This window comes from Pseudomonas marginalis (genome assembly GCF_001645105.1).
In the GTDB taxonomy this organism is placed as follows: Bacteria; Pseudomonadota; Gammaproteobacteria; order Pseudomonadales; family Pseudomonadaceae; genus Aquipseudomonas; species Aquipseudomonas petroselini.
In genome coordinates this window covers 360,459-387,244 of the sequence record NZ_LKEG01000044.1, presented here as the reverse complement: position 1 = coordinate 387,244, position 26,786 = coordinate 360,459, and the positions used below count along the sequence as shown (strand labels likewise).

The window sequence follows — 26,786 nt, the reverse complement described above, 5'->3', positions numbered from 1 at the left end:
CGCCAAAACGCCACTAGTCCGCTTCTAAAAATGCCCCGCCCCCACCAACACCCAATCACTTACGCCTTGAGTCAAACCCATTAAGGCTCAACAATGTGTTACTTCGTATTTCCCTTTGAGATTCGTTCATGCCCTTTGAGATTCGTTCATGACTGCCCCCTTCCGTTTTCTCGCCTGGCTGATATTGCCGGCGTTGATGTCGTGCAGCTTCAACCTGTTGGCCGCGACTGCCGAGGGCGCCCCACAAGCCCTACATTTGCTGGACTACATTGGCGCTGACTATCCTCCGACGGTGGAGGCGGGCAAGGTTATCGATGAATCCGAATACCGCGAACAACTGGAGTTTCTCGGCGTGTTGCAGGGCCTGGTGGCCGAACTGCCACAACGCCCGGAGCGCGCGGCGTTGGTCAAGGGCGTCGACGAACTGTTAGCGGCTGTAACTGCCCATCAAGACGGCGCGGCAGTCGCTCGCCAAGCCCGTCAATTGGGCGCCCAGTTGGCCGTGGCCTATGAAGTCAGCCAGGCCCCGGCGATCACCCCTGATCCCACGCGCGGTGCGCCGCTCTACGCCCAGCATTGTTCGGTATGCCACGGCACTGCTGGCGCCGGTGACGGCCCAGCCAGCGTGGGCATGACGCCGCCGCCCGCCAACCTGCGGGACGCCGTACGCCTGGACCGCTTGAGCCTTTACGCGATCTACAACACCCTTGGCCTGGGCGTCGAAGGCACTGACATGCCGTCCTTCGCCGACCAACTGGACGACCGCCAGCGCTGGGACCTGGCCACCTACATCGCCGGCTTCACCGCCGACCCGGCCGCTGCGAAAAGCGAGCAACCGTTCAACCTCGCCGACCTGGCCCGCCAGACCCCCAATGAAGTGCTGGCCGCCAGCGGTCCGGCGGCTGCCGCGACGTTCCGCGCCCAGCGTGCGCAACCGCCGCAGGTCAAGCGTGGCCCGGCGCAGTTGCTGGACTACACCGCCAGCACGCTGGACAAGAGCCTGGCGGCTTTCCAAAAGGGTGACCACGAACAGGCTTACGACCTGTCGGTGGCCGCGTATCTGGAAGGTTTCGAGCTGGTAGAAAGCTCGCTGGATAACGTTGACGCCAACGTGCGCAAGGACACCGAGAAGGCGCTGATGGCCTACCGACAGTCGTTGCAGGACGGTTTGCCGGTAGAGCAGGTGCAACAACGCCTGGACGTGGCCAAGGGCAAGCTCACCGAGTCTGCCGGCTTGCTGGGCAGTGATGGCCTGAGTTGGTCGTTGAGCTACATCTCCGGTTTGCTGATCCTGTTGCGCGAAGGCCTGGAAGCGATCCTGGTGCTGGCCGCGATCCTCGCGTTCCTGCGCAACACCGGCCAGCAGTCGGCGGTGCGCAGCGTCAACGTCGGTTGGGGCCTGGCGCTGTTGGCGGGTCTGGCGACCTGGGCGTTGGCGGCGTATGTGATTGACGTGAGCGGCGCCCAGCGCGAATTGCTTGAAGGCTGCACAGCCCTGTTCGCCAGTGTGATGGTGCTGTGGCTCGGCGTGTGGATGCACGATCGCCGCCACGCCGCCGCTTGGCAGGACTACATCAAGAGCAGCCTGGTGGGCGGCGGCGGGCGGTTCGGCTTTGCGATGCTGGCGTTCTTCTCGGTGTACCGCGAGTTGTTCGAAGTGATCCTGTTCTACGAAACCCTGTGGCTGCAAGCTGGCCCGGCCGGGCACAACGCGGTGTTGGCCGGTGGCGCCACGGCGCTGGTGCTGCTGGTGGGCCTGGCGTGGGTGATCCTGCGCGGTTCGGCGAAGCTGCCGCTGGCGTTGTTCTTCGGGATCAACGCGGCATTGTTGTGTGCACTGTCGGTGGTGTTTGCCGGGCATGGCGTGAAGGCGTTGCAGGAGGCCGGCATTTTTGGCACGCGGCCGGTCGCCTTCTTTGACTTCGACTGGCTGGGCATCCACGCCGATGCGTACTCGCTGAGTGCGCAGGCCGTGGCGATCCTGGCGATTGTGGTGCTGTATGGCCGCAGCCGTTTGGCCGAGAAGCGCCGGGTGATGGCTTAAGTATGCGGGTGTGGATCGATGCCGACGCTTGTCCTCGGGCGGCCAAGGACCAAGTGGTGAAGTTTGCCCTCAAGCGCCAGTTCGAAGTGGTACTGGTGGCCGGTCAGAGCCAGGTCAAGCCGAGCTTTTCTTGCGTGAAGTTGATCGTGGTGCCCAGTGGCCCGGATGCGGCGGATGACTACCTGGTGGAACACGCGGTGCCCGGCGAGTTGGTGATCTGCAGCGATGTGCCCCTGGCTGACCGCTTGGTGAAAAACGGCGTCACGGCCCTTGACCCACGCGGCAAGGAGTTCAGCCCGGCGAACATGAGCGAACGCCTGGCGGTGCGCAACCTGTTCACTGATCTGCGTGAGCAAGGCCAGATGGGCGGAGGGCCACCGCCGCACGGGGAGAAGGAGAAGCAGGCGTTTGCCAATGCGTTGGACCGGATCCTGACACGGTTAATGCGCCAGGCCTGACCCTGTGGCAGGGTAGCTGTGCCGAGCAGGCTTGTTTTGGTGAGGGTGCTTGTTGTGGTGGTCAGGCTTGTTGTGGTGAGCGGGCTTGTGTGGTGAGCGGGCTTGCCCCGCGCTGGGCTGCGCAGCAGCCCTAAACCCTGCAATCATGTTCTAACTGACTCACCGCGTCGGCTGAATTGGGGCGGCTTCGCCACCCAGCGCGGGGCAAGCCCGCTCACCACAACAAGTCCGCTCACCACAGTAGGGGGCTATCAGTCGTTCTCGTGGGTCAGTTCCAGCACCCGGTCCACCAGCTTGTTGATCCCCGACGCGACCTCGCTGATGTTCTTGCCGAGCATATAGGCCGGCGTGCTCACCAGTTTGCGTGCCGTGTCTTCGACGATATCTTCCACCGCACATTCCTGGTGTGTAGCGCCCATCTTGTCCAGCGCGGCAGCGGTGTCGGCACAGTTGCCGATGGTGCAGGTCACGCCTGGGCCGTAGATTTTGGCCGCCAGGGCCGGTGAAATGCAGATCAGCCCCACAGGCTTGCCTGCTTCGGCAAACGCCTCGGCCAGTTCCAGCACCTGCGGGTTTACGCTGCAGCCGGCGCCTTCAACGGCAAAGTTCGAGAGGTTTTTCGCCGCGCCGAACCCGCCGGGCACGATCAGCGCATCGAAGTCTTCGGCGTTGGCGTCGCGAAGGTCCTTCACGTCACCCCGTGCGATCCGGGCCGACTCCACCAGTACATTGCGCGACTCGGGCATCTCTTCGCCGGTGAGGTGGTTGATCACGTGCAATTGCGCGATATCCGGGGCAAAACATTGGACCTGAGCGCCACGCTGGTCCAGGCGCAGCAAGGTGATCACGCTTTCGTGAATCTCTGCGCCGTCGTACACGCCGCAGCCGGAAAGGATCACTGCAATCTTTTTGCTCATGGGCATTTCTCCTGGGTTCTTGGCGTTAAATGTCTACTAATTTGTCATCTGTTGCCAATGGGATCTCGCGCCGCTGCACCTAATCTTGATGTAACAAAAATAGACCGGACCAGACCATGGACTTTGTGCCTTACGCGGTACCGTTTTTCGTCGTCTTGATCATCGTGGAGCTGCTTGCCGACCGTTGGCGCGGCGAGCGCAACTACCGGGTGGCGGATGCTATCAACAGCCTCAGCACCGGGGTGTTGTCGACGACCACGGGGTTGTTGACCAAGGGTGTGGGGCTGTTGACCTACGCGTTCGCCCTCAAGCATCTCGCTGTCATCGAACTGCCTGCCCAAAGTGTCTGGACCTGGGTGTTCGCGTTTGTGTTCTACGACTTCTGCTATTACTGGCTGCACCGCATGGGCCACGAGCGCAACATCCTGTGGGCCGCGCACTCGGTGCATCACCAGAGCGAGGACTACAACCTCAGCACCGCACTGCGCCAGACCAGCACTGGCTTCCTGCTCAGCTGGATCTTCTACCTCCCCCTGGCTGTACTTGGCGTGCCATTGGTGGTGTTTATCAGCGTGGCATCGCTCAATTTGCTGTATCAATTTTGGGTGCACACCCGGCATGTGCCGAAGCTCGGCTGGTATGAGTGGTTTTTTGTCACGCCGTCCAATCATCGGGCCCACCATGCACAGAACGCTCTCTACATGGATCGTAACTACGGCGGGGTGTTCATTATTTGGGACCGACTGTTCGGCACCTTCCAGGAGGAAGACGACAACGAACCGGTGATTTTCGGCGTGACCACGCCGCTGGCCAGCTGGAATCCGCTGTGGGCCAACCTGCAGTTTTATGCACAGTTATGGCGTGATGCACGGCGCACCGAGAGCCGGTGGGACAAGCTGCGCATCTGGTTCATGCGCACCGGCTGGCGCCCGGCGGACGTGAAGGCCAAGTACCCGTTGGCCAAACATGACTTGAGCCAGTTCCGCAAATTCGAAGTCCCGCTGGGTGTGCGCCAGCAGGTCTATATCGCCCTGCAGTTTGCGGCGTATGTAGGTTTTGGCAGCTATTTGATGAATGTTGGCGAAGGCTTGCCCACGGCGGCGTTGATCCTGGGCTGGAGTGCGATGGCGCTGGGGCTGTTTACGTTGGGCGTGGCCCTGGAGAACCGGCCGTGGGCGTGGAAGGCCGAGCTTTTAAGGCTGGCACTGAATGTGCCGCTGGTATGGCTGGCGCCGTTGACCGGGCTATGGCCGGCCAGCAACTTGGGCTGGCTGGGCCTGCTGAGCTACAGCCTGCTCAGCGTGATCGGCCTCTATTGCTGCAGAGGCCGGTTTACTCGACTGGCGTCTTAGGGGCTTCGACAGGGGCGGGTTCGGCGGCCAGTCGGGCCTTGGCTTCGGCGCAGGCCTCACGGGCAATACGCGCATTCTTGAAGCGGCGGCGCAGCCACAGGCCGAAGCCCAGTACCAGCAACGCACCCAATACCCACAGCTCATATTTCTTGACGCTACCCAGCATGCCTTCCAGTACGGCACCGAAGTGATACGCCGCAGCGCCCAGCGCGGCAGCCCAGATCGCGGCTCCAATACCGTTGAGGATCAGGTAGCGCAGGGGTGGGTAGCCGGAAAGGCCGATCGCCACCGGCATGACCGTGCGCAATCCGTAGACAAAGCGAAAGCTCAGCACCCAGATATCCGGGTGTTTGCGGATATGCTCCAGGGCCTTGTCGCCCATCAACTGCCAGCGTGGCTTGCGCGCTAACAGCTTGCGCCCGTGTTTACGGCCCATGTAATACCAGAGCTGATCGCCGGCGTAGCTGCCGAAAAAGGCAACCACGACCACCAGGTTGATATCCATGTACCCACGGAACGCCAGGAAGCCTGCGAGCACCAAGATGGTCTCGCCTTCGAAGAAGGTGCCTAGGAAGAGGGCAAAGTAACCGAAGTCATGCAGAAATTGTTGAAGCATGGTCTGGGTGCTGGCGAAATGAACGCGCAGCCTACGCCTTCACGAAGATTCATGAAAGTATCGAGATGTGTCACGAAGTGAACAATTCCTACGGAAATGACGAATGCGACTACAGGTCGCATCGTTAAGCACAACTGTCATACCTTCGTCATAATGGCCGCTTATAACTGCAACGCTCGCCCGTGAACCCGGGCTCAGGAGTCTGTCGTGAGCTTTACCCCTGCCAATCGCCTGTTTCCCGCCACCCGTCTGCGTCGCAATCGTCGAGATGATTTCTCTCGTCGCCTGGTACGTGAAAACGTGCTGACGACCAACGATCTGATCCTGCCGGTGTTTGTGCTGGACGGTGAAAATCGTCGCGAAGCAGTGGCTTCGATGCCCGGTGTGGAGCGCTTGACCATTGACCTGCTGCTTGAAGAAGCCGCCGCTTGGGTCGAGCTGGGGATTCCGGCATTGGCGCTGTTCCCGGTCACGCCGCTTGAACTCAAGTCTTTGGATGCTGCCGAAGCCTGGAATCCGGACGGGATCGCACAGCGCGCCACCCGTGCCTTGCGCGAGCGGTTCCCGGAGCTTGGGGTGATCACCGACGTGGCGTTGGACCCGTTCACCACCCATGGGCAGGATGGCATTCTTGACGAAGACGGCTATGTTCAGAACGACATCACTGTCGACGCGCTGGTAAAGCAGGCGTTGTCCCACGCAGCGGCAGGCGCCCAGGTGGTTGCACCGTCGGACATGATGGACGGCCGCATCCAGGCGATCCGCGAAGCCCTGGAGCTGGCCGGTCACGTCAACGTGCGGATCATGGCCTACTCGGCCAAGTACGCCAGCGCCTATTACGGCCCGTTCCGCGATGCGGTGGGCTCGGCGCTGAACCTGGGCAAGGCCAACAAGGCTTCGTACCAGATGGACCCGGCCAACAGCCATGAAGCCCTGCACGAAGTGGCGGCCGACCTGGCCGAAGGCGCTGACATGGTGATGGTCAAGCCGGGGATGCCTTACCTGGACATCCTTTACCGGGTCAAAGAAGAATTCAAAGTGCCGACTTTCGTCTATCAGGTCAGCGGCGAATACGCGATGCACATGGCTGCAATACAGAATGGATGGCTGAGTGAAGGGGTGATTCTTGAATCCCTGACAGCCTTTAAACGCGCCGGGGCTGATGGCATCCTGACTTACTTCGCCGCCCGCGCCGCCCAATTGCTTAGAGAGCAACAATAGCCCTCACAGGAACACTCGATGAATACCGAAGGACTCACAGAAGTTGCCGTAAAAGACGCTCACCCGGTGGTTGAACAGGTCAGCGAGACCCCGCCGGAGCACGAGCCTGCCGCGCCGGTCGTGGTCACCGAGCCGCCCGTACCGGCCCCGGTGGTCGCCGTGACCAACCTGGATGACAGCAGCCTGTACATCCACCGCGAGCTGTCACAACTGCAATTCAACATCCGCGTGCTGGAGCAGGCGCTGGATGAGTCCTATCCGTTGCTGGAACGGCTGAAGTTCCTGCTGATCTTCTCCAGCAACCTGGACGAGTTCTTCGAGATCCGCGTCGCCGGCCTCAAGAAGCAGATCACCTTTGCCCGCGAGCAAGCCGGCGCCGATGGCCTGCAGCCTCACCAGGCCCTGGCACGCATCAGCGAGCTGGTACACGGCCATGTGGACCGCCAGTACGCGATCCTCAATGACATCCTGTTGCCGGAACTGGAAAAACATCAGGTCCGCTTCATCCGCCGCCGTCACTGGACCACCAAGATCAAGACCTGGGTGCGCCGTTACTTCCGTGACGAGATTTCCCCGATCATCACCCCGATCGGCCTCGACCCGACGCACCCGTTCCCGTTGCTCGTGAACAAGAGCCTCAACTTCATCGTGGAGCTGGAAGGTATCGACGCCTTCGGTCGCGACTCCGGCCTGGCGATCATCCCGGCGCCGCGCCTGTTGCCACGGATCATCAAGGTACCCGAAGAGGTGGGGGGCGCTGGCGATAACTATGTATTCCTGTCGTCGATGATCCATGCGCACGCCGATGACCTGTTCCAGGGCATGAAGGTGAAGGGCTGCTACCAATTCCGCCTGACCCGTAACGCCGACCTGGCGCTGGATTCCGAAGACGTCGAAGACTTGGCCCGTGCCCTGCGCGGTGAGCTGTTCTCGCGGCGCTACGGCGACGCGGTGCGCCTGGAAGTGGCCGACACCTGCCCCAAACACCTGTCGGACTACCTGCTCAAGCAGTTCAACCTGTCCGAGTCCGAGCTTTACCAGGTCAATGGCCCGGTGAACCTGACGCGCCTGTTCAGCATCACCGGCCTGGACAGCCACCCGGAGCTGCAATACACGCCGTTCACCCCGCAGATCCCGAAGCTGCTCCAAAACAGCGAGAACATTTTCAGTGTGGTGAGCAAGCAGGACATCCTGTTGCTGCACCCGTTCGAGTCCTTCACCCCGGTGGTCGACCTGCTGCGCCAGGCTGCCAAGGACCCGCACGTCTTGGCCGTACGCCAAACCCTGTACCGTTCCGGCGCCAACTCGGAAATTGTCGACGCCTTGGTCGACGCCGCGCGTAACGGCAAGGAAGTCACTGCGGTGATCGAGTTGCGTGCGCGGTTCGACGAAGAATCCAACCTGCAGCTGGCCAGCCGTCTGCAGGCGGCGGGTGCGGTGGTGATCTACGGCGTCGTGGGCTTCAAGACTCACGCCAAGATGATGCTGATCCTGCGCCGTGAAGCCGGTGAGATCGTGCGTTACGCCCACTTGGGCACCGGCAACTATCACGCCGGCAACGCCAAGCTCTACACCGACTACAGCCTGCTGACGTCCGACGATGCCTTGTGTGAAGACGTCGGCAAGTTGTTCAGCCAGTTGATCGGCATGGGCAAGACCTTGCGCATGAAGAAGCTGCTGCACGCGCCGTTCACCCTCAAGAAGGGCATGCTCGACATGATTGCCCGCGAAACCCAGTTCGCCTTGGAGGGCAAACCTGCGCACATTATTGCCAAGTTCAACTCGCTGACCGATCCGAAGATCATCCGCGCGCTGTACAAGGCCAGCCAGTCCGGCGTGCGTATCGACCTGGTGGTGCGTGGCATGTGCTGCCTGCGTCCGGGCATTGTCGGGGTGTCGCACAACATTCATGTGCGCTCGATCATCGGCCGCTTCCTGGAACACACACGGGTGTTCTACTTCCTCAACGGCGGCGAGGAGCAGATGTTCCTCTCCAGCGCCGACTGGATGGAGCGCAACCTCGATAAGCGTGTGGAGACTTGCTTCCCGGTGGAAGGCAAGAAGCTGATCATGCGGGTCAAGAAGGAGCTGGAAAGCTACCTGACCGACAACACCCACAGCTGGAGCCTGCAGTCGGACGGCCGCTACGTGCGCAACACACCGACCGGCAACCAGAACCCGCGCAGTGCGCAGGCGACGCTGTTGGAGAAGTTGGGTAGCCCGATCCTGTCGGTGAATTAATCCAGGCTAACGCGACCCCATGTGGTAGCAGGCTTGTGTAGTGAGCGGGCTTGCCCCGCGCTGGGCTGCGAAGCAGCCCTAAAACGAAACGCCGCATTCTGTCTGACAGAATGCGGCGTTTTTATTGGGGCCGCTTCGCAGCCCAGCGCGGGGCAAGCCCGCTCACCACGCAAGCCCGCTCGCTACAACAGGCCCGCTCACACAGTTGTTTGCGGTGTTCATCAGCGCAAATTAAGGCTGAACCCCACCCGCGTCAGCCACTCCGCTTCCTGGCCAAAATCCGCCTGGGTCAGCTGGTTCTCATCCAGCCAGCCTTTCGGGAACACCACGTCCAGGCTGTCGCCGTCGGCGCGCAGGGTTACCTGAGGCATTTCCTGGGTGCCACGAATGTGGTGGAACAGGATCGCAAAGCGCAGCAGCACGCACAGGCGAATCAGCTTGATGCCTTCGTCACCGAATTCAGCGAACTTGTCCCTGGGGATGTTGCGGCGATGGCCGCGCACCAACAGGGCGAGCATCTGCTGGTCTTCCCGGGAGAAACCCGCCAGGTCCGAATGCTCGATCAGGTAGGCGCCGTGCTTGTGGTAATGGTAGTGGGCGATATCCAGGCCCACTTCATGCACCTTGGCGGCCCAGCCCAGCAGCTCGCGCCATACACCGTCTTCCAAGTCCCAATCCTCGGCCACCTGGTCGAAGGCGTGCAGCGCTTTGCGTTCCACGCGGGCGGCTTGTTCCAGATCGACGTGGTAGCGCTCCATCAACGAGGTGAGCGTGCGCTCCCGCACGTCTTCGTGATGGTGACGCCCCAGCAGGTCGTAGAGCACGCCTTCGCGCAGGGCGCCGTCGCAGTGGTCCATGCGCTGAAGTTCGAGGGCGTCGAAGATCGCTTCGAGAATCGCCAGGCCGGCGGGGAAGATAGTACGACGGTCAGGCTTGATGCCGTCGAAGTCGATTTTTTCTGCATCCCCCAGCTTGAACAGTTTGCGCTTGAGCCACGCCAGGCCTTCGGCGTTGACCTCGCCGGTGCCATGGCCGCCGGCCTTCAGGGCCAGGCCGATGGCGCGGATGGTGCCGGACGAACCGATGGCTTCATCCCAGGTCAGGCGGTGCAGGGCGTGCTCGATGCTCATGATCTCCAGTCGCGCCGCCGTGTAGGCCTGGGCATAGCGCGCCGGGGTGATCTTGCCATCCTTGAAATAGCGTTGGGTGTAGCTGACGCAGCCCATCTGCAGGCTTTCGCGCAGCAGCGGCTCGAAGCGCTGGCCAATGATGAATTCGGTGCTGCCGCCGCCGATGTCGGCGACCAGGCGTTTGCCAGGGGTGTCAGCCAGGGTGTGGGACACGCCGAGGTAGATCAGGCGCGCTTCTTCACGGCCGGAGATGACTTCTACCGGATGCCCGAGGATCTCCTCAGCGCGCCGGATGAATTCGCCGCGGTTACGGGCTTCACGCAGGGCGTTGGTGCCGACGATTCGCACGGCGCCCAGGGGCATGCCGTTGATCAGTTGGGCAAAGCGCTTGAGACAATCAAGCCCGCGTTGCATGGATTCTTCATTGAGTTGGCGCTCATCGTCGATTCCGGCAGCCAGTTGCACTTTTTCGCCGAGCCGCTCAAGGATGCGGATTTCGCCGTTCTGGGCCTTGGCCACGACCATGTGAAAGCTGTTCGAGCCCAGGTCGATGGCGGCGATCAGGGACAGATTCTTGGCTTGGGATTGCGGCATGGTTAGGGGGTCTCGGTCGATAACCCAGCCATCGTGCCACGATCGACCTTTGGTGCCAACGCGTACGGCTTCGGTAATTTTCATGTAGGTGTCTGTGAGGAATTCTTGTAGGTAATGTAGGGCGGTTTCTAAACCACCCTTGAATAGAGCTTCACTTTTGTAGGAGTTATTAACCTTTTGTTGTCATTTTGCTGTTTATGATTTTGCCTACAAGGGAGCGATTAATAACTTATTGGTTTTGTATTTACGCCTACTTGGTGTTTTGGCTTGGCTCACTATTTGTTTTTACGGTTCCCACAATGACTGGCGTCTAATCTGATTCTTTAAGCAGGTACCAAAACGACAGACTGTCATCCGGCAATTACGCCGTGGTGTTATTTATTTAGGGTCGGAATGTTCGGCCTTCGTGAATGCACCGACTCATTACAGATGACAGGTTGACTATGAAAAAAATGCTTGGTGTGACAGTGGGGACTCTTTGCCTGGTCGCGAGTATCGGGGCTCATGCAACGAATGTTGCTGAACTGATTGTACGCGGGACTATCAAACCGGTGGCTTGCAACCTTAGCCTCGCCGGTGGCGGCATCGTTGATTACCAGACAATTCCCGCCGCAAGCTTGTCGCCGACGCAGTTCACTTCTCTTGCAGCGAAAACGGTCGGCTTGAGCATCAGTTGCGGCCAAACCCCAGCGCAGTTCCGAGTGGCGCTGAGTGACCTGCAATCCGCCAGCAAGGTGACAGGCATCCTCGGTGCCGGGTTCACCGAGGCGCAGAACTACGGCCTGGGTCTCGCCAATAGCAAGCGTACCGGTGGGTACTCCGTCACTCTCAAAAATCTGCAATCGTCCAGCGGGACCCTGAGCCCTATCATGCGCAGCAGTTCGGGCGCTGCCTGGCAGAACAGTGACGGTAAAGTCGCCCAATCACCCGCCCAGTATTCGTGGCGTAGCGGTACCAGTGTGGTACCTGCATCCGTCACCAGTCTTACGGGCACACTTGAAGTGCAAGCCGTTATCAACCGCACGCAGGATCTGGACCTGACCCGCGATGTAACGTTGGATGGTCGCACCAGTCTGTCAGTGGATTACATCTAAGTACGTCATTAACGGCCGGCATTAACGCAAAGGTACTGACCTATCTTTGTTAAATGTCGGCTGTTTTAACGTGTGCGTTTGTCGGTGTTTGACTTTATGGCTGTGGGGAAAATCGGTGAATGCTCTATCAATAATGGTTATGTCGTTGCTGCGCTATATAGGCTTGTGCCTCTTGTGGTGTGGTTCGGCAGTCGCAGACGGAATGCAGCCCGAAACAACCGTTGTCATTCTGAATGAAGAAGAGGGTGAGGCGACGCTTAATGTTAAAAATACCGACCTTGGCCCTGCGTTGCTCCATTCGGTCATACAAAACATACCCGAAGACCTGGAACCCTTGTTGATCGTAACGCCCCCGATTACTCGGGTCGAAGCGGGCGACACCCAACTTGTTCGCTTCATCAGTACCACGAAGAAACCGCTCAAGACCCAGCGCCTGAAACGGGTTTCCTTTGAAGGTATTCCCGAGGCACGTGCACCTGGCGGTGCGACCATTGGTATCACCCTGCGCCAGAGCCTGCCCTTGATCCTGCACCCTAAAGGCTTGCCGAAGCATGACGCGCCCTGGCAGTTGCTGACATGGAAGCGTGAAGGGGATCAGTTGAGGGTCCACAACAACAGCGCTTACGTCGTACGCCTGGGGATGGAAGTACAACTGCATCCGCAGGCAAGCGTTGCAACGTTGCCGCGAACCTACATCCTGCCGGGTGAAGTGCTGACGCTTGCATCGGCAGGCTCGGTGGCGGGCGTGGTCGCCGTGGGGATTCAACCGGCCACGGTCTACGGGTTTACGGTGGATACCTACCGCGCACCCGTTACGGCTGATGCGGATTGACGGGCCTATGAAGAAGATCAGGCATACCCGTCGCTCTGCCAATAGTGTGCCGAGCAATGTTTCCCAGGCGCGTTCCAGGATTCTGCTGGGGCTTGCGACGCTGTGGAGTCTGCCCGGTACCAGCGCAGCGGTCGGGCTGGGGGAAGGTTTTGATCTGGCTGCGTTGACCTCCCTTGGCATTGATCCACAGGTGTCGGAATACTTTCGTAGCGCCGCGCGCTTTCGCGAAGGTGTCCATGTGGTCGGGCTGCGAGTCAATGGCACCCCGCTGGGGTTGGTTGACGCACGTTTCGATTACCAGGGCCAACTGTGCTTCACCCCTGCGTTACTGGCAAAGGCCGGTCTGGTCACCCCGTCCAGGGTTCTGCGCGAGGGCATCACACCTGACCAGGCCTGCCATGACTTCGTCGGGGAATACCCGGCGACCATGGTGCGGCTACGCCCCAGCAGCGATGAGATCACCCTGGTGGTGCCCACGCAGTCCCTGCGCGAGCCCGAGTGGGAGACCGGGAATTTTTCCCAGGGGGGCGCGGCAGCCCTCTTTAACTACGACATATTGGGTTTCGATACCCACTCGCGCGGTGGGCCAAGTCGCTTCGTATCGGCCTATACGGAGGCGGGTTTCAACCTGGGTAATTGGATTGTCCGCAGTCGCCAGTTTTATGTGTCCGACAATGGCAAGACGCGCACCGAGCAGGTGAATGCTTATGCCCAGCGTGATATCGCGGCGTTGCAGTCGACCTTCCAAGTGGGGCAGATTTCCAGCAACAACCCGATATTTGGCGGTGTGCAACTGACGGGCTTGCAGTTCTCCCCGGATGGCCAGCAGCGCACCGGCGCGGGCGACAGCAACGTCGTGGTGGAAGGGCTGGCTCAAAGCCAGTCTCGGGTCGAAGTCCGTCAATCGGGCGCATTGATCCACTCCACCCTGGTGCCGGAAGGTCCGTTCAGGCTCACCGGTTTGCCATTGCTGAACAGCACCAGCGACCTCGACGTGAGCGTGATTGACGTGCGTGGGGCCAAGCGCAGTTTCGTGGTGCCCGCTGCTTCCTTTCGTGGTGGAGCGCCGGTGGAGCCGGGGTACTATTTTTCCCTCGGCAAGGTGCGTGAGACGTCCCTCGACAACCGGGAGTCCCCTGTGGTCGCCATGGGCAGCGGCACCTGGGGATTGGGCCAGCGTTCATCGTTGGGCTTCGGTCTGCTGAGTACCGATGAGTACCAATCGGCAGGCGGCTCCCTGAGCAGTGTATTTTTCCACCAGGTGACCGTGGGTGTGCGGCATAACCTGTCCCGTGATGCTCAAGATGAGGTGGGAGGCGCACGTAGCACGCTGTCTTTGGGGACTCCGTTATTTGCCAACCTTGATATCAACCTGAGTGCCTCGGCACAGAGCCGCGGCTACCGGGAAGTACTGGACGCCGGCCAGGCGTCGCGAGGGTACGATCTGGATGCGCGTTTCAAGCGCCAGTACACGGCAGGTTTGAGCTGGGCGGACCCGTCCCTGGGTGGTTTCTCCCTCGGCTTCACACGTAACTCGCAATTTGACGGGCACTCCAACGATCACCTCTTTGCCTCGTGGAATAACACCTTCAACGGCGTGGGGGTAGCCCTGATCGCCGACGCTCAGGTAGGTGCGACCGAGCCTCGGCGCCTGGACCCGGTTCGGGGCGGTCGCCGTGACGAGCGGCTGGACGAGGGCACGTCTGTCCGGCTGCAGGTCACGGTGCCGCTCGGCGATGATCGGCGTGTGAGCGCTTACGTCAGTCGTCGAGGTGACCGGCTGGATGCCGGCACCGCCCTCAGCGAGCGGGTCAACGACTATGTGAACTACGAGGTCGGTGTTGATCGGGACCTGAAAGAACGAGAGCAAAGCGTGCGTGGCCGTGTGGACATCCTGCCGCTCTATACCCGCGTGAGCCTGGGCGTCGACCGTGACCCGTCGAACACCAACTATTCCGGCCAACTGCAAGGCGGCATCGTGGCCCATGAGCACGGCGTGACCTTCTCGCCGTATGCGGTGCAGGACACCTTTGGCATTGTCTCGGTGGGCGATATCGGTGCGGCAAAGGTCTCGACGCCCCAAGGACCGGTATGGACCGATTTCAGCGGTCAGGCCGTGATCCCCGGGCTGCAGGCCTACAGCAACAACCATCTGCAGGTGCAGACCCAGTCGCTGCCCAAGCGCGTCGACTTGAAGAACGGGACCAAGGTGCTCGCCGCTGGTCGGGGTTCAGTCAATATTCTCAACTTTGATGTGGTGAAAGTCCGTCGCCTGTTGCTTGAAGCTCAGGATGAACAAGGTCGGCCCTTGCCTCAAGGGGCTGCTGTGTTTGGCCAGGACAACAACTTTGTAACCAGCGTGGTGGGTGAGGGCATGATTTTCCTCAGCAACATCGATGGGCCGCAAGCCCTGAAGGTTTCATTGCCGGATTCGCAATCCTGCCTGCTGCAAGTCAACCCGGAGCAAGAGCCTGACGATGACCAACTCTACGAAACCGCACCCGTGGTATGCCATGTTCGCTGAACGGATGAACGGCCCGCGTGCCGCTGGCGTGTGTCTGGTGGTCGTCGCCCTGCTGGTGAACCAGGCGCGGGCTGAAGACTGCCGGATGACCTTGAGCGAGCCCCGGGTCGATTACGGGGTGATTCGACCCTCGCAAACGTCGTCTGGTCGCTCGACACTGAGGCTGGATACGCAGCGTACGCTGCACCTGAGCGTGCTCTGCGCCAACCCGGCGGCAATGGCATTGCGCTTCAGTGGTGCGCCTGCCGATGCCCAGGGTTTTCAGTTTGGCCGGCAAGGACGCTTCATGTTGAGCCTAAGGCGGGCTCAGGTCGACGGCAGGCCGGTGGCGTGGCAACCCGATGAAACGGCTGACGGGCGGCTGTTACCTGGCCGCACATTGGTGGCGAGCGCAGCCGGTGTGCCAGTGACGGGCCGCCGGTTGACGGCCCAGGTAGAGATTGAGGTTCACTTGCCCGCCGATGCCCTCTCGGTGCGCCGGGAGGTGCTGCTGGAGGGGCATGGCCAATTCGAACTGGTCAGTCCTACTGTTCCGTAGAGCCGATGAAGTTGGCCAGTTCGACCGTTTGCGGGTTGGCGAACAGCTGCTTGGGGTCACCCACTTCATGCACCTTTCCTTGGTGCATGAACACCAGCTTATCGCCGACTTCCCGCGCGAAGCGCATTTCGTGGGTCACCATGATCAGGGTCATGCCGTCCTTGGCCAGTTGGCGCACCACGCTGAGCACTTCGTTGACCAGTTCCGGGTCGAGGGCCGAGGTGATCTCGTCGCACAGCAACACCTTGGGTGACATCGCCAGCGCGCGGGCAATCGCCACGCGTTGTTGCTGGCCGCCGGACAGGCGATCGGGGAAGGCGTCGAATTTCTCGCCCAGCCCCACGCGTTCGAGCATTTGCCTGGCCAATTGGGCGGCCTTGGCCTTGGGCACCTTCTGCACCACTTGTGGCGCAAGCATGACGTTTTCGCCGACAGTCAGGTGCGGGAACAGGTTGAACTGCTGGAACACCATGCCGACTTTCTGCCGCAGGCTGCGCAGGTCGGCGCGGGCGGCGTCCAGGTATTCGCCATCGACTTCGATCACGCCGTCGTTGATGGATTCCAGGCCGTTGAGGGTTCGCAGCAAAGTGGACTTGCCCGAGCCGCTGCGGCCGATGATCGCCACCACCTGGCCTTCTTCAACGGTCAGGTCGATGCCCTTGAGTACGTGGTGATCGCCGTAATACTTATGCAGGGCGGAAATTCTAAGCAGAGGCATGCAGTCTCCTTTCCAGGTAGCGCGCACTGAGGGACAAGGGGTAGCAGAGCAAAAAGTAACCAAGGGCCACCAGGCCGTAGACCATGAAGGGCTCGAAGGTGGCGTTGGCGAGCATGCCGCCGGTCTTGGTCAGTTCGGTGAAGCCGATGATCGAAGTCACGGCGGTGCCTTTGACGACTTGCACCGAGAAGCCCACCGTTGGCGCCACGGCAATTCGCAGCGCCTGGGGCAGGATCACGTAGCGCAGTTGCTCCAGTGGGTTAAGCGCCAGGCTGGCCGACGCTTCCCATTGCCCATGGGCGATGGAGTCGACGCAGCCGCGCCAGATTTCGGCCAGGTAGGCGCTGGTAAACAGGGTCAGGGCAATGGCCGCCGCCAGCCAGGGCGAGATATCCACGCCGAGCAGGGCAATGCCGAAAAACACCAGGAACAGCTGCATCAACAGCGGTGTGCCCTGGAACAGTTCGATATAGGTGCGCGCGACGTTGCGTGGGAAGGCTTTGCGGCTGATGCGCATCGTCATCACCAGCAAACCGATCACGCCGCCACCAACAAACGCCACCAGCGACAGCAGGAGTGTCCATTGCAGGCCGGTGGCCAGGTTACGCACGATGTCCCAAAAGGAAAAATCACTCATCGGCTGTTCCTCATCACGAAGCGTCGACCGATCCAATTGAGCAACTGGCGAATCATCAGCGCCATGCACAGGTACACCAAGGTGGTCAGGGCATAGGTTTCGAACGCACGGAAGTTACGCGACTGGATAAAGTTGGCGGCAAAGCTCAGCTCTTCGGTGGCGATCTGGGAACACACCGCCGAACCGAGCATCACGATGATGATCTGGCTGCTCAGCGCTGGCCACACCTTGCCCAGCGCCGGCAGCAGCACCACATGACGGAAGGCTTCGAAACGCGTCATGGCCAGCGCGGCGGCGGCTTCCAGTTGCCCGCGGGGAATGGCTTGGATGCCGGCGCGGATGATCTCGGTGGAGTAGGCCCCCAGGTTGATCACCATCGCCAGCACGGCGGCTTGCCACTCGGTAATTTTCAGCCCCAATGACGGCAGGCCGAAGAAGATGAAGAACAGCTGCACCAGGAACGGTGTGTTGCGAATCAACTCGACATACACACCGAAGCACCAGGCGAAGGGCTGGATCTTCCACGCCCTCACCACCGCTCCGACGGTGCCCAGGGCTACCCCCAGGATCGCACCGATCGCTGTTAGCTCAAGGGTGAACAGTGCGCCGCGCAGCAGCAGGTCGGTATTGGCCAGCACCGGCACAAAGTCGAATTGATAGGCCATGGGTAAGCTCCGCCTTAGAGATCAGCAGGCAATGGTTCTTTGAGCCACTGCATCGCGTTCTTTTCCAGGCTGCCGTCGGCCTTGGCCGCAACCAGGATCTGATTGACCTTCTCCAGCAGCGCGGGCTCGTTCTTGTTCACGCCCACGTACACGGGGGAATCCTTGAGCTTCACCTTCAGCGCCGGCACGCGTTTCGGGTTGCGCTCGCTGATCGCCACCATCACCACGTTACCGCTGGCAATCAGGTCGACCTGGCCGGCCAGGTAGGCGGCGATGGTCGAGTTGTTGTCTTCGAAGCGTTTGATCGTGGCTTCCTTGGGCGCGACGGCGGTCAGCTCGATGTCTTCAATGGCGCCACGGGTCACGCTGATGGTCTTGCCCTTGAGGTCGTCGACGCTGCTGATGGCGGCATCAGGCGGACCGAACACGGCCAGGTAGAACGGCGCGTAGGCCTTGGAGAAGTCGATGACCTTTTCGCGCTCGGGGTTCTTGCCCAGGCTGGAAATCACCAGGTCGACCTTGCCGGTGGTGAGGAACGGAATACGGTTGGTGCTGTTCACCGGGGTCAGCTCCAGCTTGACCTTGAGCTGGTCGGCCAACAGCTTGGCGGTGTCGATGTCGAGGCCGCGAGGCTTCATGTCAGGGCCGACCGAGCCGAACGGCGGGAAGTCCTGGGGCACGGCGACCTTTAGGGTGCCACGGGCAACGATGTCGTCCAGACCATTGGCCTGGGCGGGTGCCTGGCTCAGCATCAGGCTGGCGAACAGGGCAGTAAGCAGGGCGCTGTAGCGCTTGGTCATGGCAACTCTCCGAGAAGGGCGAAGGGATTTTCTGGATTTGCCCAGTGCACAGCCCATGCCAGCACCGCTCAGATCGTCTGTAAGGCTGGTGTTTATTGAGTCGAGGTGGTCTTACTGGTCTGAACAGTTGCCGGGCTTTTCGCACCCTTTTCGAGCGCTGGCAGAATCGGGCGAGCGCCTTTGGGGCGTGGCTTGCCGCCTGCCGCGAATAGCTTTACAACTAGCCGCTCAGTTGACTGGAACCTTGAGTTTTTTATGAATTCCATCGCCCAAGCCGTACCGGAAGCGGCCCTGCAGGCCATCCGCAAACTGATCAAGGAGCAAGGCTTCGGGCCGGGCGATGCGTTGCCGTCCCAGCGTGACCTGGCCGTGCAGTTGGGCGTGAGCCGGGCGTCGTTGCGCGAGGCGTTGTCGTCACTGAGTGCCTTGGGAGTGGTGAGTGTGCAGCCTGGCAAGGGGGTGTTCGTGCAAGCGCCCGAGGAATCGCCAGGGTTTGCCTGGCCATTCGCGGCGCAGGCCACGCCGCTGGATATCTTCCAGTTGCGCTACGCCCTTGAGGGGTTTGCGGCGGGGCTGGCGGCGGTCACGTTGACGACGGATGAACTGGACCGCCTGGAAGACAACGTCGAAGCGATGCGCAAGGTGCTCAAGGTCGGCGACTTTGAAGCCGCCGCGCGGCTGGACTTTGAATTTCACCAACGCATCCTGCTGGCCAGCGGTAACCAAGCCATGGTGAGTATCCTGAGCGCCAGCGCCGAGGTTTTCCTGGAAAGCCAGAAACTACCGTTCATCCGGCCGGAGCGGGCCATGGAAACCTGGCAGGAGCACCGCAAGATCCTGCGTGCCCTGGCCCGGCGCGCCAGTGCGGCGGCGCAGAAAACCATGCAGGAACACGTGCGCAATGCGGCGTTGCGCACGGGCATCGCCTTCGTGACTCCCGTAACACCGTGAGTTGGGCTATACGCAAACTCATGCGCCACCATAGCAAGACTCAATCAGAGGCGGCTTCCTGAACGGGGGAAGGGCGGCTATGATGGGCCACGTTTTTTTTGCTTACAATCCGGAGACATCCATGAGCAACGATCTTATCAAGCACGTCACCGACGCGACCTTTGAGGCCGAAGTACTCAAGGCTGCTGGCCCGGTGCTGGTTGACTACTGGGCTGAATGGTGCGGCCCTTGCAAAATGATCGCTCCAGTCCTGGACGACATTGCGACCACCTACGAAGGCAAGCTGACCATTGCCAAGCTGAACATCGATGACAACCAGGAAACCCCGGCCAAGCATGGCGTGCGTGGTATTCCTACGCTGATGCTGTTCAAGAACGGCAACGTCGAAGCCACTAAAGTAGGCGCGCTGTCGAAGTCTCAGCTGCAAGCTTTCCTCGACGCGAACATCTAAGCGTCGTCAAAAAAGCCCCGCAAATAGCGGGGCTTTTTCGTGAAACAGGGCTAGACGCTCCCAAACTCAGGTGGTACATTCGGCCCCGCACTGGTTTCTCCACTGCCCCCTGCAAGCCGTCGCCGACGCATTCCTTTTCGATTAGTACGCGATCCTGTCGCCTTCTCTGCGGCGCGGCCTCATTAAGCCAAAAGCTTAATTTCCCCCCTCCATAAATGATTACGTCATTCCTATATGAATCTGACTGAACTCAAGCAAAAGCCGATTACCGACCTGCTCCAACTGGCCGAAGAAATGGGCATAGAAAATATGGCCCGTTCGCGCAAGCAGGACGTGATTTTCTCCCTGCTGAAAAAGCACGCGAAAAGCGGCGAGGAAATCTCCGGTGATGGCGTGCTGGAGATTCTCCAGGACGGCTTCGGCTTCCTCCGCTCTGCAGACGCCTCCTATCTCGCCGGCCCAGACGATATCTACGTCTCGCCGAGCCAGATCCGTCGCTTCAACTTGCGCACCGGCGACACCATTGTTGGCAAGATCCGCCCTCCGAAGGAAGGCGAGCGTTATTTCGCCCTGCTCAAGGTCGACACGATCAACTTCGATCGTCCCGAGAACGCGAAAAACAAGATTCTCTTCGAGAACCTGACGCCGCTGTTCCCGACCGTGCGCATGAAGATGGAAGCCGGTAACGGTTCCACCGAAGACTTGACCGGCCGTGTCATCGACCTGTGTGCCCCGATCGGCAAAGGCCAACGTGGCCTGATCGTCGCACCGCCGAAGGCCGGTAAGACCATCATGCTGCAGAACATTGCAGCGAACATCGCACGTAACAATCCTGAAGTTCACCTGATCGTGCTGTTGATCGATGAGCGTCCGGAAGAAGTGACCGAAATGCAGCGCACTGTGCGCGGCGAAGTGGTTGCCTCCACGTTCGATGAACCGCCAACCCGCCACGTGCAGGTTGCCGAAATGGTGATCGAGAAGGCCAAGCGCCTGGTCGAACACAAGAAGGACGTGGTGATCCTGCTCGACTCCATCACCCGTCTGGCCCGCGCCTATAACACCGTGATCCCGAGCTCCGGCAAGGTATTGACCGGTGGTGTCGATGCCCACGCCCTGGAGAAACCGAAGCGTTTCTTCGGCGCCGCGCGGAACATTGAGGAAGGCGGCTCGCTGACCATTATCGCCACCGCACTGGTTGAAACAGGTTCGAAGATGGACGAAGTGATCTACGAAGAGTTCAAGGGTACCGGCAACATGGAACTGCCCCTGGACCGTCGCATCGCGGAAAAACGCGTGTTCCCGGCGATCAACATCAACCGTTCCGGTACCCGCCGCGAAGAGTTGCTGACCGCCGATGACGAACTGCAGCGTATGTGGATCCTGCGCAAGCTGCTGCACCCGATGGACGAAGTCGCTGCCATCGAGTTCTTGATCGACAAGCTGAAAACCACCAAGACCAACGATGAGTTCTTCTTGTCGATGAAGCGTAAGTAAAACCACGTTTCAGGTCCGAAAAAATGGCGCCCTCAGGGGCGCCATTTTTTTTGTGTCGAAAAGGGGAGGTTTGAGCGCCTCAAGTGTCAGTTAAGAAACAAAAATAGGTGAGTGCGGCTACGCTCATCCCCATTCGTATCTGGCTGACCATTGTTTATGACCGTTCTTGCTTATCGAAGAGACATCGACGGCCTGCGTGCCATTGCTGTCCTGGCTGTCGTGCTGTTCCATTTTGGCGTTCCAGGCGTCACTGGCGGTTTTGTCGGCGTCGATGTGTTTTTTGTGATTTCCGGTTTTCTGATTACCTCGATCATTTGGCGCGAACGTCAGGCCGGGCGTTTCAGTTTCGTGGAGTTCTGGGCGCGCCGTGCCCGGCGTATTCTGCCGGCGCTGTTTGTGATGATGGCGGCGACGCTGGTGGTGGGTTGGTTCCTGCTGGCGCCCAAGGACTACGAAGCGTTGGGGCGCTCGGCGCACTATCAGGCGACCTTCAGCTCCAACCTGCTGTTTGCACGCCAGCACGGTTATTTCGATGCGGCCTCCGACATCAAGCCGTTACTGCATACCTGGTCGTTGGCAGTGGAAGAGCAGTTCTACATTGTCTTTCCGCTGTTGCTGACCCTGCTTTCAAGCCGTTTGAAACACTGGCGGCTGGCGTTGCTGGGTGTGTTGCTGGTGTCTTTCGGCATGAGCGTCTGGGCGGTCACGCATCAGCCGCAAAAAGCGTTCTATCTGCTGCACCTGCGTGCCTGGGAGTTACTCGCCGGGGCGATGCTGGCGGTGATGCCCCTGCGTGACTGGCGCGCCCCACCCGCCCTGGCCCAAGGGGTCAGCCTGGTCTCCCTGGCGTTGATCCTGATTGCCGTGTTCGGTTTCGATCGACACACGCCGTTTCCTGGTGCTGCCGCGTTGCTGCCGGTGCTGGGCGTGGTCGGGTTGATCTGGGCCAACGGGCAGCAACACACCTGGGTCGGGCGCTGGTTGAGCTCTCGGGTGATGGTGGGCGTGGGGCTCATTTCATATTCCTGGTACCTGTGGCACTGGCCGGTGTTCGTGTACGCCAACTATGCGGCGGTGGACGGTTTGAGCCCGTTTGAGTTGGCGGGCCTGATGCTGGTGAGCCTGGTGCTGGGCTATCTGTCCTGGCGATTCGTGGAGGCACCGTTTCGCGAAAAGCGCTTGCTGGTGGGCCGCAAGGCGATCCTGGCGGCGGGTCTCGCCGGGATCCTGTGCCTGGGTTTTACCGGTTTGGCGTTGCGTGAAGCCAAAGGGGTGCCCTGGCGCTTGTCCGAACAGGCGCTGCGTTATGCCCAAGCGAAAACATGGAGCCCGGCGTTGATGGCGTGCATGGCCGACAAAAACACGCCGGATGAACGCCTGTTTTGCCACTTCGGTCCCAAAAACAGCTCGGTGTCCGCGCTGGTCTGGGGTGACAGCCATGCCACCGCATTGATTCCGGCACTCGAGGACGGCGCCAAACGTCACGATATCAGCCTGGTGCAGGCGAGCTTCGCCGGCTGCATGCCGTTGGATGGCCTGGAGAATATTGCCCGTTGCGCGCATTTCAACCAGCGGGTCGAGAAAGCCATGGCCGAACAGCCGTTCAGCGATGTAGTGCTGGTGGCGCGCTGGAGCCTGTACCTCTATGGGCAAATGTCAGGGGACAAAGAGCATGCGCTCAAAGACCCTGCCACCGGCAACTACGTACGCGCCGTGGCTGAAGAGCGCTTCGCCCAGGGCCTGCGCGAGCGCATTAAAGGGCTGCGCGCCGCCGGGCATCGGGTGTGGCTGGTCAAGGAGGTGCCGTTGCAGGAAATCATTGTGCCGTACCGCCTCAGTCGCCTGGCCATGATGCACCGTCCGGTGGACAAGGAAGGGCTGCCCGTGGAGGAACATATGAAGCGCCAGGCCTTTATCACTCAGTTGTTTGACGAACTGGCGGCGGCCGACAGCGGCGTGACCGTGTTGGACCCCGCGCCCCTGCTGTGTGGCGCCGATGGCCTGTGCCGGGTCGAGCTCAATGGTCGCGCGTTGTACACCGACGACAACCACCTCTCTGACGTGGGCGCGCGGCACATCGAGGCCTTCCTGGAACCGCTGTTCAGTTCCTTGCAATCACGGCGGCTGACGGCCAATTAAGCTGCCAGCTGCCTTCAGAGCAGGTAGGATGTACGCCTATTTTACGGGTGGCATGGTTAATGAAATTCAAGGATCTTCGGGATTTCGTGCAGCAACTTGAGCAGCGCGGAGAGTTGAAACGTATCCAGATGCCGATTTCCCCGGTGCTGGAAATGACTGAGATTTGCGACCGTACCCTGCGCAACAAGGGCCCGGCGCTGCTGTTCGAGAACCCGACCGGCTTTGATATTCCGGTGCTGGGCAACCTCTTCGGTACCCCCGAGCGCGTGGCTTTTGGCATGGGCGCCGAGTCGGTCAGCGAGCTTCGCGAGATCGGCAAGTTGCTGGCCTTCCTCAAGGAGCCCGAGCCGCCCAAGGGGCTGAAGGATGCCTGGTCGAAGCTGCCGATCTTCCGCAAGATCATTGCCATGGCCCCCAAGGTGGTCAAGGACGCGGTGTGCCAGGAAGTGGTCATCGAAGGCGATGATGTCGACCTCGCCATGCTGCCGGTACAGACCTGCTGGCCCGGCGACGTCGGCCCGCTGATCACCTGGGGCCTGACCGTCACCAAAGGCCCGAACAAGGATCGCCAGAACCTCGGTATCTACCGCCAGCAAGTGATCGGCCGCAACAAGGTGATCATGCGCTGGCTGAGCCACCGTGGCGGTGCCTTGGACTTCCGCGAGTGGTGCGAAAAACACCCTGGTAAACCGTTCCCGGTCTCCGTAGCCCTGGGTGCCGACCCGGCCACCATCCTCGGGGCCGTGACCCCGGTGCCTGACAGCCTGTCCGAATACGCCTTCGCCGGCCTGCTGCGCGGCAACCGTACCGAGCTGGTGAAGTGCCGCGGCAACGACCTGCAAGTGCCGGCGACTGCCGAAATCATCCTCGAAGGCGTGATTCATCCCGGCGAAATGGCGGATGAAGGCCCTTACGGCGACCACACCGGCTACTACAACGAAGTCGACAGCTTCCCGGTGTTCACCGTCGAGCGCATCACCCATCGGATCAAACCGATCTACCACAGCACCTACACCGGCCGTCCGCCGGATGAGCCGGCCATTCTCGGCGTGGCGCTCAACGAAGTGTTCGTGCCGATCCTGCAAAAGCAATTCCCGGAGATCACCGACTTCTACCTGCCGCCGGAAGGCTGCTCGTACCGCATGGCCATCGTGACCATGAAGAAGTCGTATCCCGGTCATGCCAAGCGGGTAATGCTCGGTGTGTGGTCGTTTTTGCGACAGTTCATGTACACCAAGTTCGTTATTGTCACCGACGACGACATCAATGCCCGCGACTGGAACGACGTGATCTGGGCCATCACCACGCGCATGGACCCCAAGCGCGACACTGTGATGATCGACAACACGCCGATCGACTACCTCGACTTCGCGTCGCCCGTGTCTGGCCTGGGGTCAAAGATGGGCCTGGACGCTACCCACAAATGGCCGGGTGAAACCACCCGCGAGTGGGGCAGGGTGATCGTCAAGGATGAAGCCGTCACCGCGCGTGTTGATGCGATCTGGAAAGAATTGGGAATAGATTGATGCGTGTAACCCTGCAACCTTCCGGCGCCGTGCTGGAGCTGGTCCCCGGCGAGCGAATCCTCGAAGGTGCGCGCCGCCTGGGCTACGAATGCCCCCAGGCCTGCCGCAACGGCGTGTGCCATGTGTGCGCGGCGCTGTTGGTGGAGGGCCGCGTGCAGCAAGCCGGTGAGGTGCGTGACCACGGCGAGTTCTACACCTGCATCGCTGAGCCGCTGGAAGACTGCGTTGTGTTGTGGGATGGCGTGCTGGCGCCGGGAGAGTTGCCGTTGCGCAAGTTGTCGTGCCAATTGAGTGAATGTGTAGAGGTCGGTGGCGACGTGTGGCGTGTGCGCCTGCGGGCGCCAGCCGGCAAGGCGGTGCGTTACCACGCCGGGCAATACTTGATGATCGAGCGGGAGAATGGCGAGAAGTCGGCGTTTTCCCTGGCGTCGGCCCCCCATGCCGGGCGCGAGCTGGAGCTGCATGTGCTGGCCCGTGAGGACAGCGCGCGTAGCTTGCTGGAGCAACTGCAGCGCAATCAGATGGCCCGTGTGGAGCTGCCGTTCGGCGACACCCATTTGGCCGAGTTGCCGGATGGGCCGCTGGTGTTGATCGCCGCCGGCACCGGCATGGCGCAGATGCACAGCCTGATCGAACATTGTCGCGCGTCCGGCTTCAAGCACCCGGTGCACCTGTACTGGGGCGTGCGTCGCCCGGAAGATTTCTACCAGATAGAACACTGGGACCAGTGGCTGCAACTGCCCAACCTGTTCCTGCACAAAGTCGTCAGTGACTTGTGCGGCTGGGAAGGGCGCTGCGGGTTGCTGCACGAGGCGGTGTGCGAAGACATCACCGACCTCAAGTCGGTGCACGTCTACGCCAGCGGTTCACCGGCGATGATCTACGGCACCCTGGATGCCCTGGTCGAGGCCGGTATGGATGCGCACCAGATGCGTGCCGATGTGTTTGCCTACGCGCCACGCTGAGAGACCTACTGGGAATGCTTTTGTAGTGAGCAGGCTTGCCCTGCGTTGGGCTGCGAAGCAGCCCCAGTAAAGGCACCGCGCAGTTTCAGTTAAAGCGAGTCGTCTGGTGTGGGGCTGCTTCGCAGCCCAACGCAGGGCAAGCCTGCTCACCACAGAGTCAAAATCGTACGCCGGTCGTCACCATCGCTGCGTTGAACCCCAGTAACACCAACTCCGCCGCCACCGGCCCGTAATGCGTGCCCACGGACGGAATGATCACCGGCGCCACGCCAAAACGATTCAACGGGATCTTGTCGCGGTACTTGCCGCGATAACCTTGGATCGCCCCGCCTGTCAGCTTCAAATACACCGGATAGTCGGCCATGTCATAGCGCTTGCCCGCATAGGCGTAGTACGAGCGTTGGCGGAACGAGTTGCGGAACGTCGCCCCGCCGTACACAAAACCGGATGCTTCGTTGCGCTCCAGGCCGATCAGATCCTGGTTGTTGTTGTGGTCTGGGTCGGGCGCGAAGTGCCGCGTGTAGACGCTGGTCTGTGCATACCAGAAGCCTTTGTCGTCCTCGGTAGCGGATGTTTCGCCCGCCAGTGCGGTGGTGGCCTGGGCCAGCAGCAACAGGCCAGGCAGTCGGAATTTCTTCATGGGTGCGACCTCGGTAGTCGATTATTGGGCGGCTAGGTGGGTCGTGATGTGTGCGTTATTTTGAGGGTTTGGCACGTTCCCAGGCTGAACCGGGGCTGAAAGTAGCGAGATTGGCGCGCTCAATCCTGATGAATGGGCGGGTTTGCTTATGCATTCGCTTATTCTTTAAAGGTATTTAATTTGTTTCATAAATATCATTAGGCTATATATCAACGGACTACCGAACACTCACAACAACC

23 protein-coding genes are annotated in these 26,786 nt (G+C 60.6%); 15 read left to right on the top strand and 8 right to left on the bottom strand.

All coding sequences use genetic code 11. The annotated features are described in order from the left end of the window. The first annotated feature begins 148 nt into the window (after window positions 1–148). Window positions 149–2,044 carry an FTR1 family protein gene (locus tag AO064_RS19970; protein ID WP_064054391.1) on the top strand — a complete coding sequence of 632 codons (1,896 nt, stop codon included), beginning with the start codon at window positions 149–151 and terminating at the stop codon, window positions 2,042–2,044. A 2-nt stretch (window positions 2,045–2,046) separates the two neighbouring features. Beyond that, on the top strand, window positions 2,047–2,502 hold the full coding sequence (locus tag AO064_RS19965) for a YaiI/YqxD family protein (protein ID WP_064054390.1): 456 nt from the start codon (window positions 2,047–2,049) through the stop codon (window positions 2,500–2,502). Window positions 2,503–2,753: 251 nt separating this feature from the next. Here AO064_RS19965 and elbB read toward each other — a convergent pair whose 3' ends face one another. Then, the gene (gene elbB / locus AO064_RS19960; RefSeq protein ID WP_064054389.1) at window positions 2,754–3,419 is read right to left on the bottom strand and encodes an isoprenoid biosynthesis glyoxalase ElbB; all 666 of its coding nucleotides are present in this window, start codon (window positions 3,417–3,419) and stop codon (window positions 2,754–2,756) included. Between the two features lie 116 nt (window positions 3,420–3,535). Here elbB and AO064_RS19955 point away from each other — a divergent pair, with 116 nt between their 5' ends. After that, window positions 3,536–4,771 (top strand): sterol desaturase family protein, encoded by a 1,236-nt coding sequence (locus AO064_RS19955; protein ID WP_015886473.1) that lies wholly within the window; start codon window positions 3,536–3,538, stop codon window positions 4,769–4,771. On the opposite strand, the gene AO064_RS19950 is transcribed toward AO064_RS19955, so the two are convergent. Then, the gene (locus AO064_RS19950) at window positions 4,752–5,387 is read right to left on the bottom strand and encodes a DedA family protein (protein WP_015886472.1); all 636 of its coding nucleotides are present in this window, start codon (window positions 5,385–5,387) and stop codon (window positions 4,752–4,754) included. The two genes, AO064_RS19955 and AO064_RS19950, sit on opposite strands and share 20 nt — an antisense overlap. 207 nt (window positions 5,388–5,594) lie before the next feature. On the opposite strand from AO064_RS19950, the gene hemB reads away from it, so the two are divergent. Next, a complete protein-coding gene (hemB, locus tag AO064_RS19945) occupies window positions 5,595–6,608 on the top strand; it encodes a porphobilinogen synthase (RefSeq protein ID WP_064054388.1) in 1,014 nt (337 codons plus the stop codon). Window positions 6,609–6,626: 18 nt separating this feature from the next. Beyond that, window positions 6,627–8,849, top strand: coding sequence for a polyphosphate kinase 1 (gene ppk1, locus AO064_RS19940; protein WP_064054387.1), 2,223 nt, complete (start codon window positions 6,627–6,629; stop codon window positions 8,847–8,849). Between the two features lie 221 nt (window positions 8,850–9,070). Here ppk1 and ppx read toward each other — a convergent pair whose 3' ends face one another. After that, window positions 9,071–10,573 (bottom strand): exopolyphosphatase, encoded by a 1,503-nt coding sequence (gene ppx, locus AO064_RS19935; protein ID WP_015886469.1) that lies wholly within the window; start codon window positions 10,571–10,573, stop codon window positions 9,071–9,073. A gap of 443 nt (window positions 10,574–11,016) precedes the next feature. On the opposite strand from ppx, the gene AO064_RS19930 reads away from it, so the two are divergent. The 4 genes from AO064_RS19930 to AO064_RS19915 all read left to right on the top strand — a co-directional run bounded on the left by AO064_RS19930 (window position 11,017) and on the right by AO064_RS19915 (window position 15,561). After that, window positions 11,017–11,667 carry a DUF1120 domain-containing protein gene (locus tag AO064_RS19930; RefSeq protein ID WP_064054400.1) on the top strand — a complete coding sequence of 217 codons (651 nt, stop codon included), beginning with the start codon at window positions 11,017–11,019 and terminating at the stop codon, window positions 11,665–11,667. A 139-nt stretch (window positions 11,668–11,806) separates the two neighbouring features. Next, the gene (locus AO064_RS19925; protein WP_082893965.1) at window positions 11,807–12,499 is read left to right on the top strand and encodes a fimbria/pilus chaperone family protein; all 693 of its coding nucleotides are present in this window, start codon (window positions 11,807–11,809) and stop codon (window positions 12,497–12,499) included. Between the two features lie 7 nt (window positions 12,500–12,506). Beyond that, window positions 12,507–15,023, top strand: a complete 2,517-nt coding sequence (locus AO064_RS19920) for a fimbria/pilus outer membrane usher protein (protein WP_064054386.1) — start codon at window positions 12,507–12,509, stop codon at window positions 15,021–15,023. A 4-nt stretch (window positions 15,024–15,027) separates the two neighbouring features. Then, entirely contained in the window at window positions 15,028–15,561 is a 534-nt protein-coding gene (locus tag AO064_RS19915; RefSeq protein ID WP_015886465.1) for a DUF1120 domain-containing protein, read from the top strand. Here the strand turns inward: AO064_RS19915 and AO064_RS19910 are convergent. From AO064_RS19910 to AO064_RS19895, 4 genes are read right to left on the bottom strand one after another with little or no spacing between them, the layout of a single operon-like run. After that, window positions 15,548–16,279, bottom strand: coding sequence for an amino acid ABC transporter ATP-binding protein (locus AO064_RS19910; RefSeq protein WP_015886464.1), 732 nt, complete (start codon window positions 16,277–16,279; stop codon window positions 15,548–15,550). The two genes, AO064_RS19915 and AO064_RS19910, sit on opposite strands and share 14 nt — an antisense overlap. Continuing rightward, entirely contained in the window at window positions 16,266–16,916 is a 651-nt protein-coding gene (locus AO064_RS19905) for an amino acid ABC transporter permease (protein ID WP_046034889.1), read from the bottom strand. The genes AO064_RS19910 and AO064_RS19905 overlap by 14 nt, the downstream gene beginning before the upstream one ends. Further along, complete coding sequence (locus AO064_RS19900) at window positions 16,913–17,581, bottom strand: amino acid ABC transporter permease (protein ID WP_010207407.1); 669 nt, start codon at window positions 17,579–17,581, stop codon at window positions 16,913–16,915. The genes AO064_RS19905 and AO064_RS19900 overlap by 4 nt, the downstream gene beginning before the upstream one ends. A 14-nt stretch (window positions 17,582–17,595) precedes the next feature. After that, on the bottom strand, window positions 17,596–18,381 hold the full coding sequence (locus AO064_RS19895) for a transporter substrate-binding domain-containing protein (protein WP_015886462.1): 786 nt from the start codon (window positions 18,379–18,381) through the stop codon (window positions 17,596–17,598). A 255-nt stretch (window positions 18,382–18,636) separates the two neighbouring features. Between AO064_RS19895 and AO064_RS19890 the strand changes: the two genes are divergently transcribed. The 6 genes from AO064_RS19890 to AO064_RS19865 all read left to right on the top strand — a co-directional run bounded on the left by AO064_RS19890 (window position 18,637) and on the right by AO064_RS19865 (window position 25,907). Then, entirely contained in the window at window positions 18,637–19,332 is a 696-nt protein-coding gene (locus AO064_RS19890) for a FadR/GntR family transcriptional regulator (protein ID WP_015886461.1), read from the top strand. Between the two features lie 121 nt (window positions 19,333–19,453). After that, the gene (trxA, locus tag AO064_RS19885; RefSeq protein WP_015886460.1) at window positions 19,454–19,783 is read left to right on the top strand and encodes a thioredoxin TrxA; all 330 of its coding nucleotides are present in this window, start codon (window positions 19,454–19,456) and stop codon (window positions 19,781–19,783) included. 234 nt (window positions 19,784–20,017) lie between these two features. Further along, window positions 20,018–21,277, top strand: coding sequence for a transcription termination factor Rho (gene rho / locus AO064_RS19880; RefSeq protein ID WP_003176825.1), 1,260 nt, complete (start codon window positions 20,018–20,020; stop codon window positions 21,275–21,277). A gap of 156 nt (window positions 21,278–21,433) precedes the next feature. Further along, entirely contained in the window at window positions 21,434–23,416 is a 1,983-nt protein-coding gene (locus AO064_RS19875) for an acyltransferase family protein (protein ID WP_064054385.1), read from the top strand. Window positions 23,417–23,475: 59 nt separating this feature from the next. Then, window positions 23,476–24,942, top strand: a complete 1,467-nt coding sequence (gene ubiD / locus AO064_RS19870; protein WP_003176824.1) for a 4-hydroxy-3-polyprenylbenzoate decarboxylase — start codon at window positions 23,476–23,478, stop codon at window positions 24,940–24,942. Beyond that, window positions 24,942–25,907 carry a CDP-6-deoxy-delta-3,4-glucoseen reductase gene (locus tag AO064_RS19865; RefSeq protein ID WP_064054384.1) on the top strand — a complete coding sequence of 322 codons (966 nt, stop codon included), beginning with the start codon at window positions 24,942–24,944 and terminating at the stop codon, window positions 25,905–25,907. The genes ubiD and AO064_RS19865 overlap by 1 nt, the downstream gene beginning before the upstream one ends. Window positions 25,908–26,064: 157 nt before the next feature. Here the strand turns inward: AO064_RS19865 and AO064_RS19860 are convergent, their stop codons facing one another. Continuing rightward, a complete protein-coding gene (locus AO064_RS19860; protein ID WP_064054383.1) occupies window positions 26,065–26,547 on the bottom strand; it encodes a hypothetical protein in 483 nt (160 codons plus the stop codon). Window positions 26,548–26,786: the final 239 nt, after the last annotated feature.

Excerpts from the sequence above, each read along its gene's own strand:
- AO064_RS19920 (WP_064054386.1), top strand. The coding sequence starts at position 12,507 with ATGAAGAAGATCAGGCATACCCGTCGCTCTGCCAATAGTGTGCCGAGC.
- AO064_RS19910 (WP_015886464.1), bottom strand. The coding sequence starts at position 16,279 with ATGCCTCTGCTTAGAATTTCCGCCCTGCATAAGTATTACGGCGATCAC.
- AO064_RS19900 (WP_010207407.1), bottom strand. The coding sequence starts at position 17,581 with ATGGCCTATCAATTCGACTTTGTGCCGGTGCTGGCCAATACCGACCTG.
- AO064_RS19930 (WP_064054400.1), top strand. The coding sequence starts at position 11,017 with ATGAAAAAAATGCTTGGTGTGACAGTGGGGACTCTTTGCCTGGTCGCG.
- AO064_RS19865 (WP_064054384.1), top strand. The coding sequence starts at position 24,942 with ATGCGTGTAACCCTGCAACCTTCCGGCGCCGTGCTGGAGCTGGTCCCC.
- elbB (WP_064054389.1), bottom strand. The coding sequence starts at position 3,419 with ATGAGCAAAAAGATTGCAGTGATCCTTTCCGGCTGCGGCGTGTACGAC.
- AO064_RS19875 (WP_064054385.1), top strand. The coding sequence starts at position 21,434 with ATGACCGTTCTTGCTTATCGAAGAGACATCGACGGCCTGCGTGCCATT.
- trxA (WP_015886460.1), top strand. The coding sequence starts at position 19,454 with ATGAGCAACGATCTTATCAAGCACGTCACCGACGCGACCTTTGAGGCC.
- AO064_RS19915 (WP_015886465.1), top strand. The coding sequence starts at position 15,028 with ATGAACGGCCCGCGTGCCGCTGGCGTGTGTCTGGTGGTCGTCGCCCTG.
- AO064_RS19905 (WP_046034889.1), bottom strand. The coding sequence starts at position 16,916 with ATGAGTGATTTTTCCTTTTGGGACATCGTGCGTAACCTGGCCACCGGC.
- ppx (WP_015886469.1), bottom strand. The coding sequence starts at position 10,573 with ATGCCGCAATCCCAAGCCAAGAATCTGTCCCTGATCGCCGCCATCGAC.
- AO064_RS19970 (WP_064054391.1), top strand. The coding sequence starts at position 149 with ATGACTGCCCCCTTCCGTTTTCTCGCCTGGCTGATATTGCCGGCGTTG.
- AO064_RS19965 (WP_064054390.1), top strand. The coding sequence starts at position 2,047 with ATGCGGGTGTGGATCGATGCCGACGCTTGTCCTCGGGCGGCCAAGGAC.
- ppk1 (WP_064054387.1), top strand. The coding sequence starts at position 6,627 with ATGAATACCGAAGGACTCACAGAAGTTGCCGTAAAAGACGCTCACCCG.
- rho (WP_003176825.1), top strand. The coding sequence starts at position 20,018 with ATGAATCTGACTGAACTCAAGCAAAAGCCGATTACCGACCTGCTCCAA.
- AO064_RS19925 (WP_082893965.1), top strand. The coding sequence starts at position 11,807 with ATGTCGTTGCTGCGCTATATAGGCTTGTGCCTCTTGTGGTGTGGTTCG.
- AO064_RS19890 (WP_015886461.1), top strand. The coding sequence starts at position 18,637 with ATGAATTCCATCGCCCAAGCCGTACCGGAAGCGGCCCTGCAGGCCATC.
- AO064_RS19895 (WP_015886462.1), bottom strand. The coding sequence starts at position 18,381 with ATGACCAAGCGCTACAGCGCCCTGCTTACTGCCCTGTTCGCCAGCCTG.
- AO064_RS19955 (WP_015886473.1), top strand. The coding sequence starts at position 3,536 with ATGGACTTTGTGCCTTACGCGGTACCGTTTTTCGTCGTCTTGATCATC.
- ubiD (WP_003176824.1), top strand. The coding sequence starts at position 23,476 with ATGAAATTCAAGGATCTTCGGGATTTCGTGCAGCAACTTGAGCAGCGC.
- AO064_RS19950 (WP_015886472.1), bottom strand. The coding sequence starts at position 5,387 with ATGCTTCAACAATTTCTGCATGACTTCGGTTACTTTGCCCTCTTCCTA.
- AO064_RS19860 (WP_064054383.1), bottom strand. The coding sequence starts at position 26,547 with ATGAAGAAATTCCGACTGCCTGGCCTGTTGCTGCTGGCCCAGGCCACC.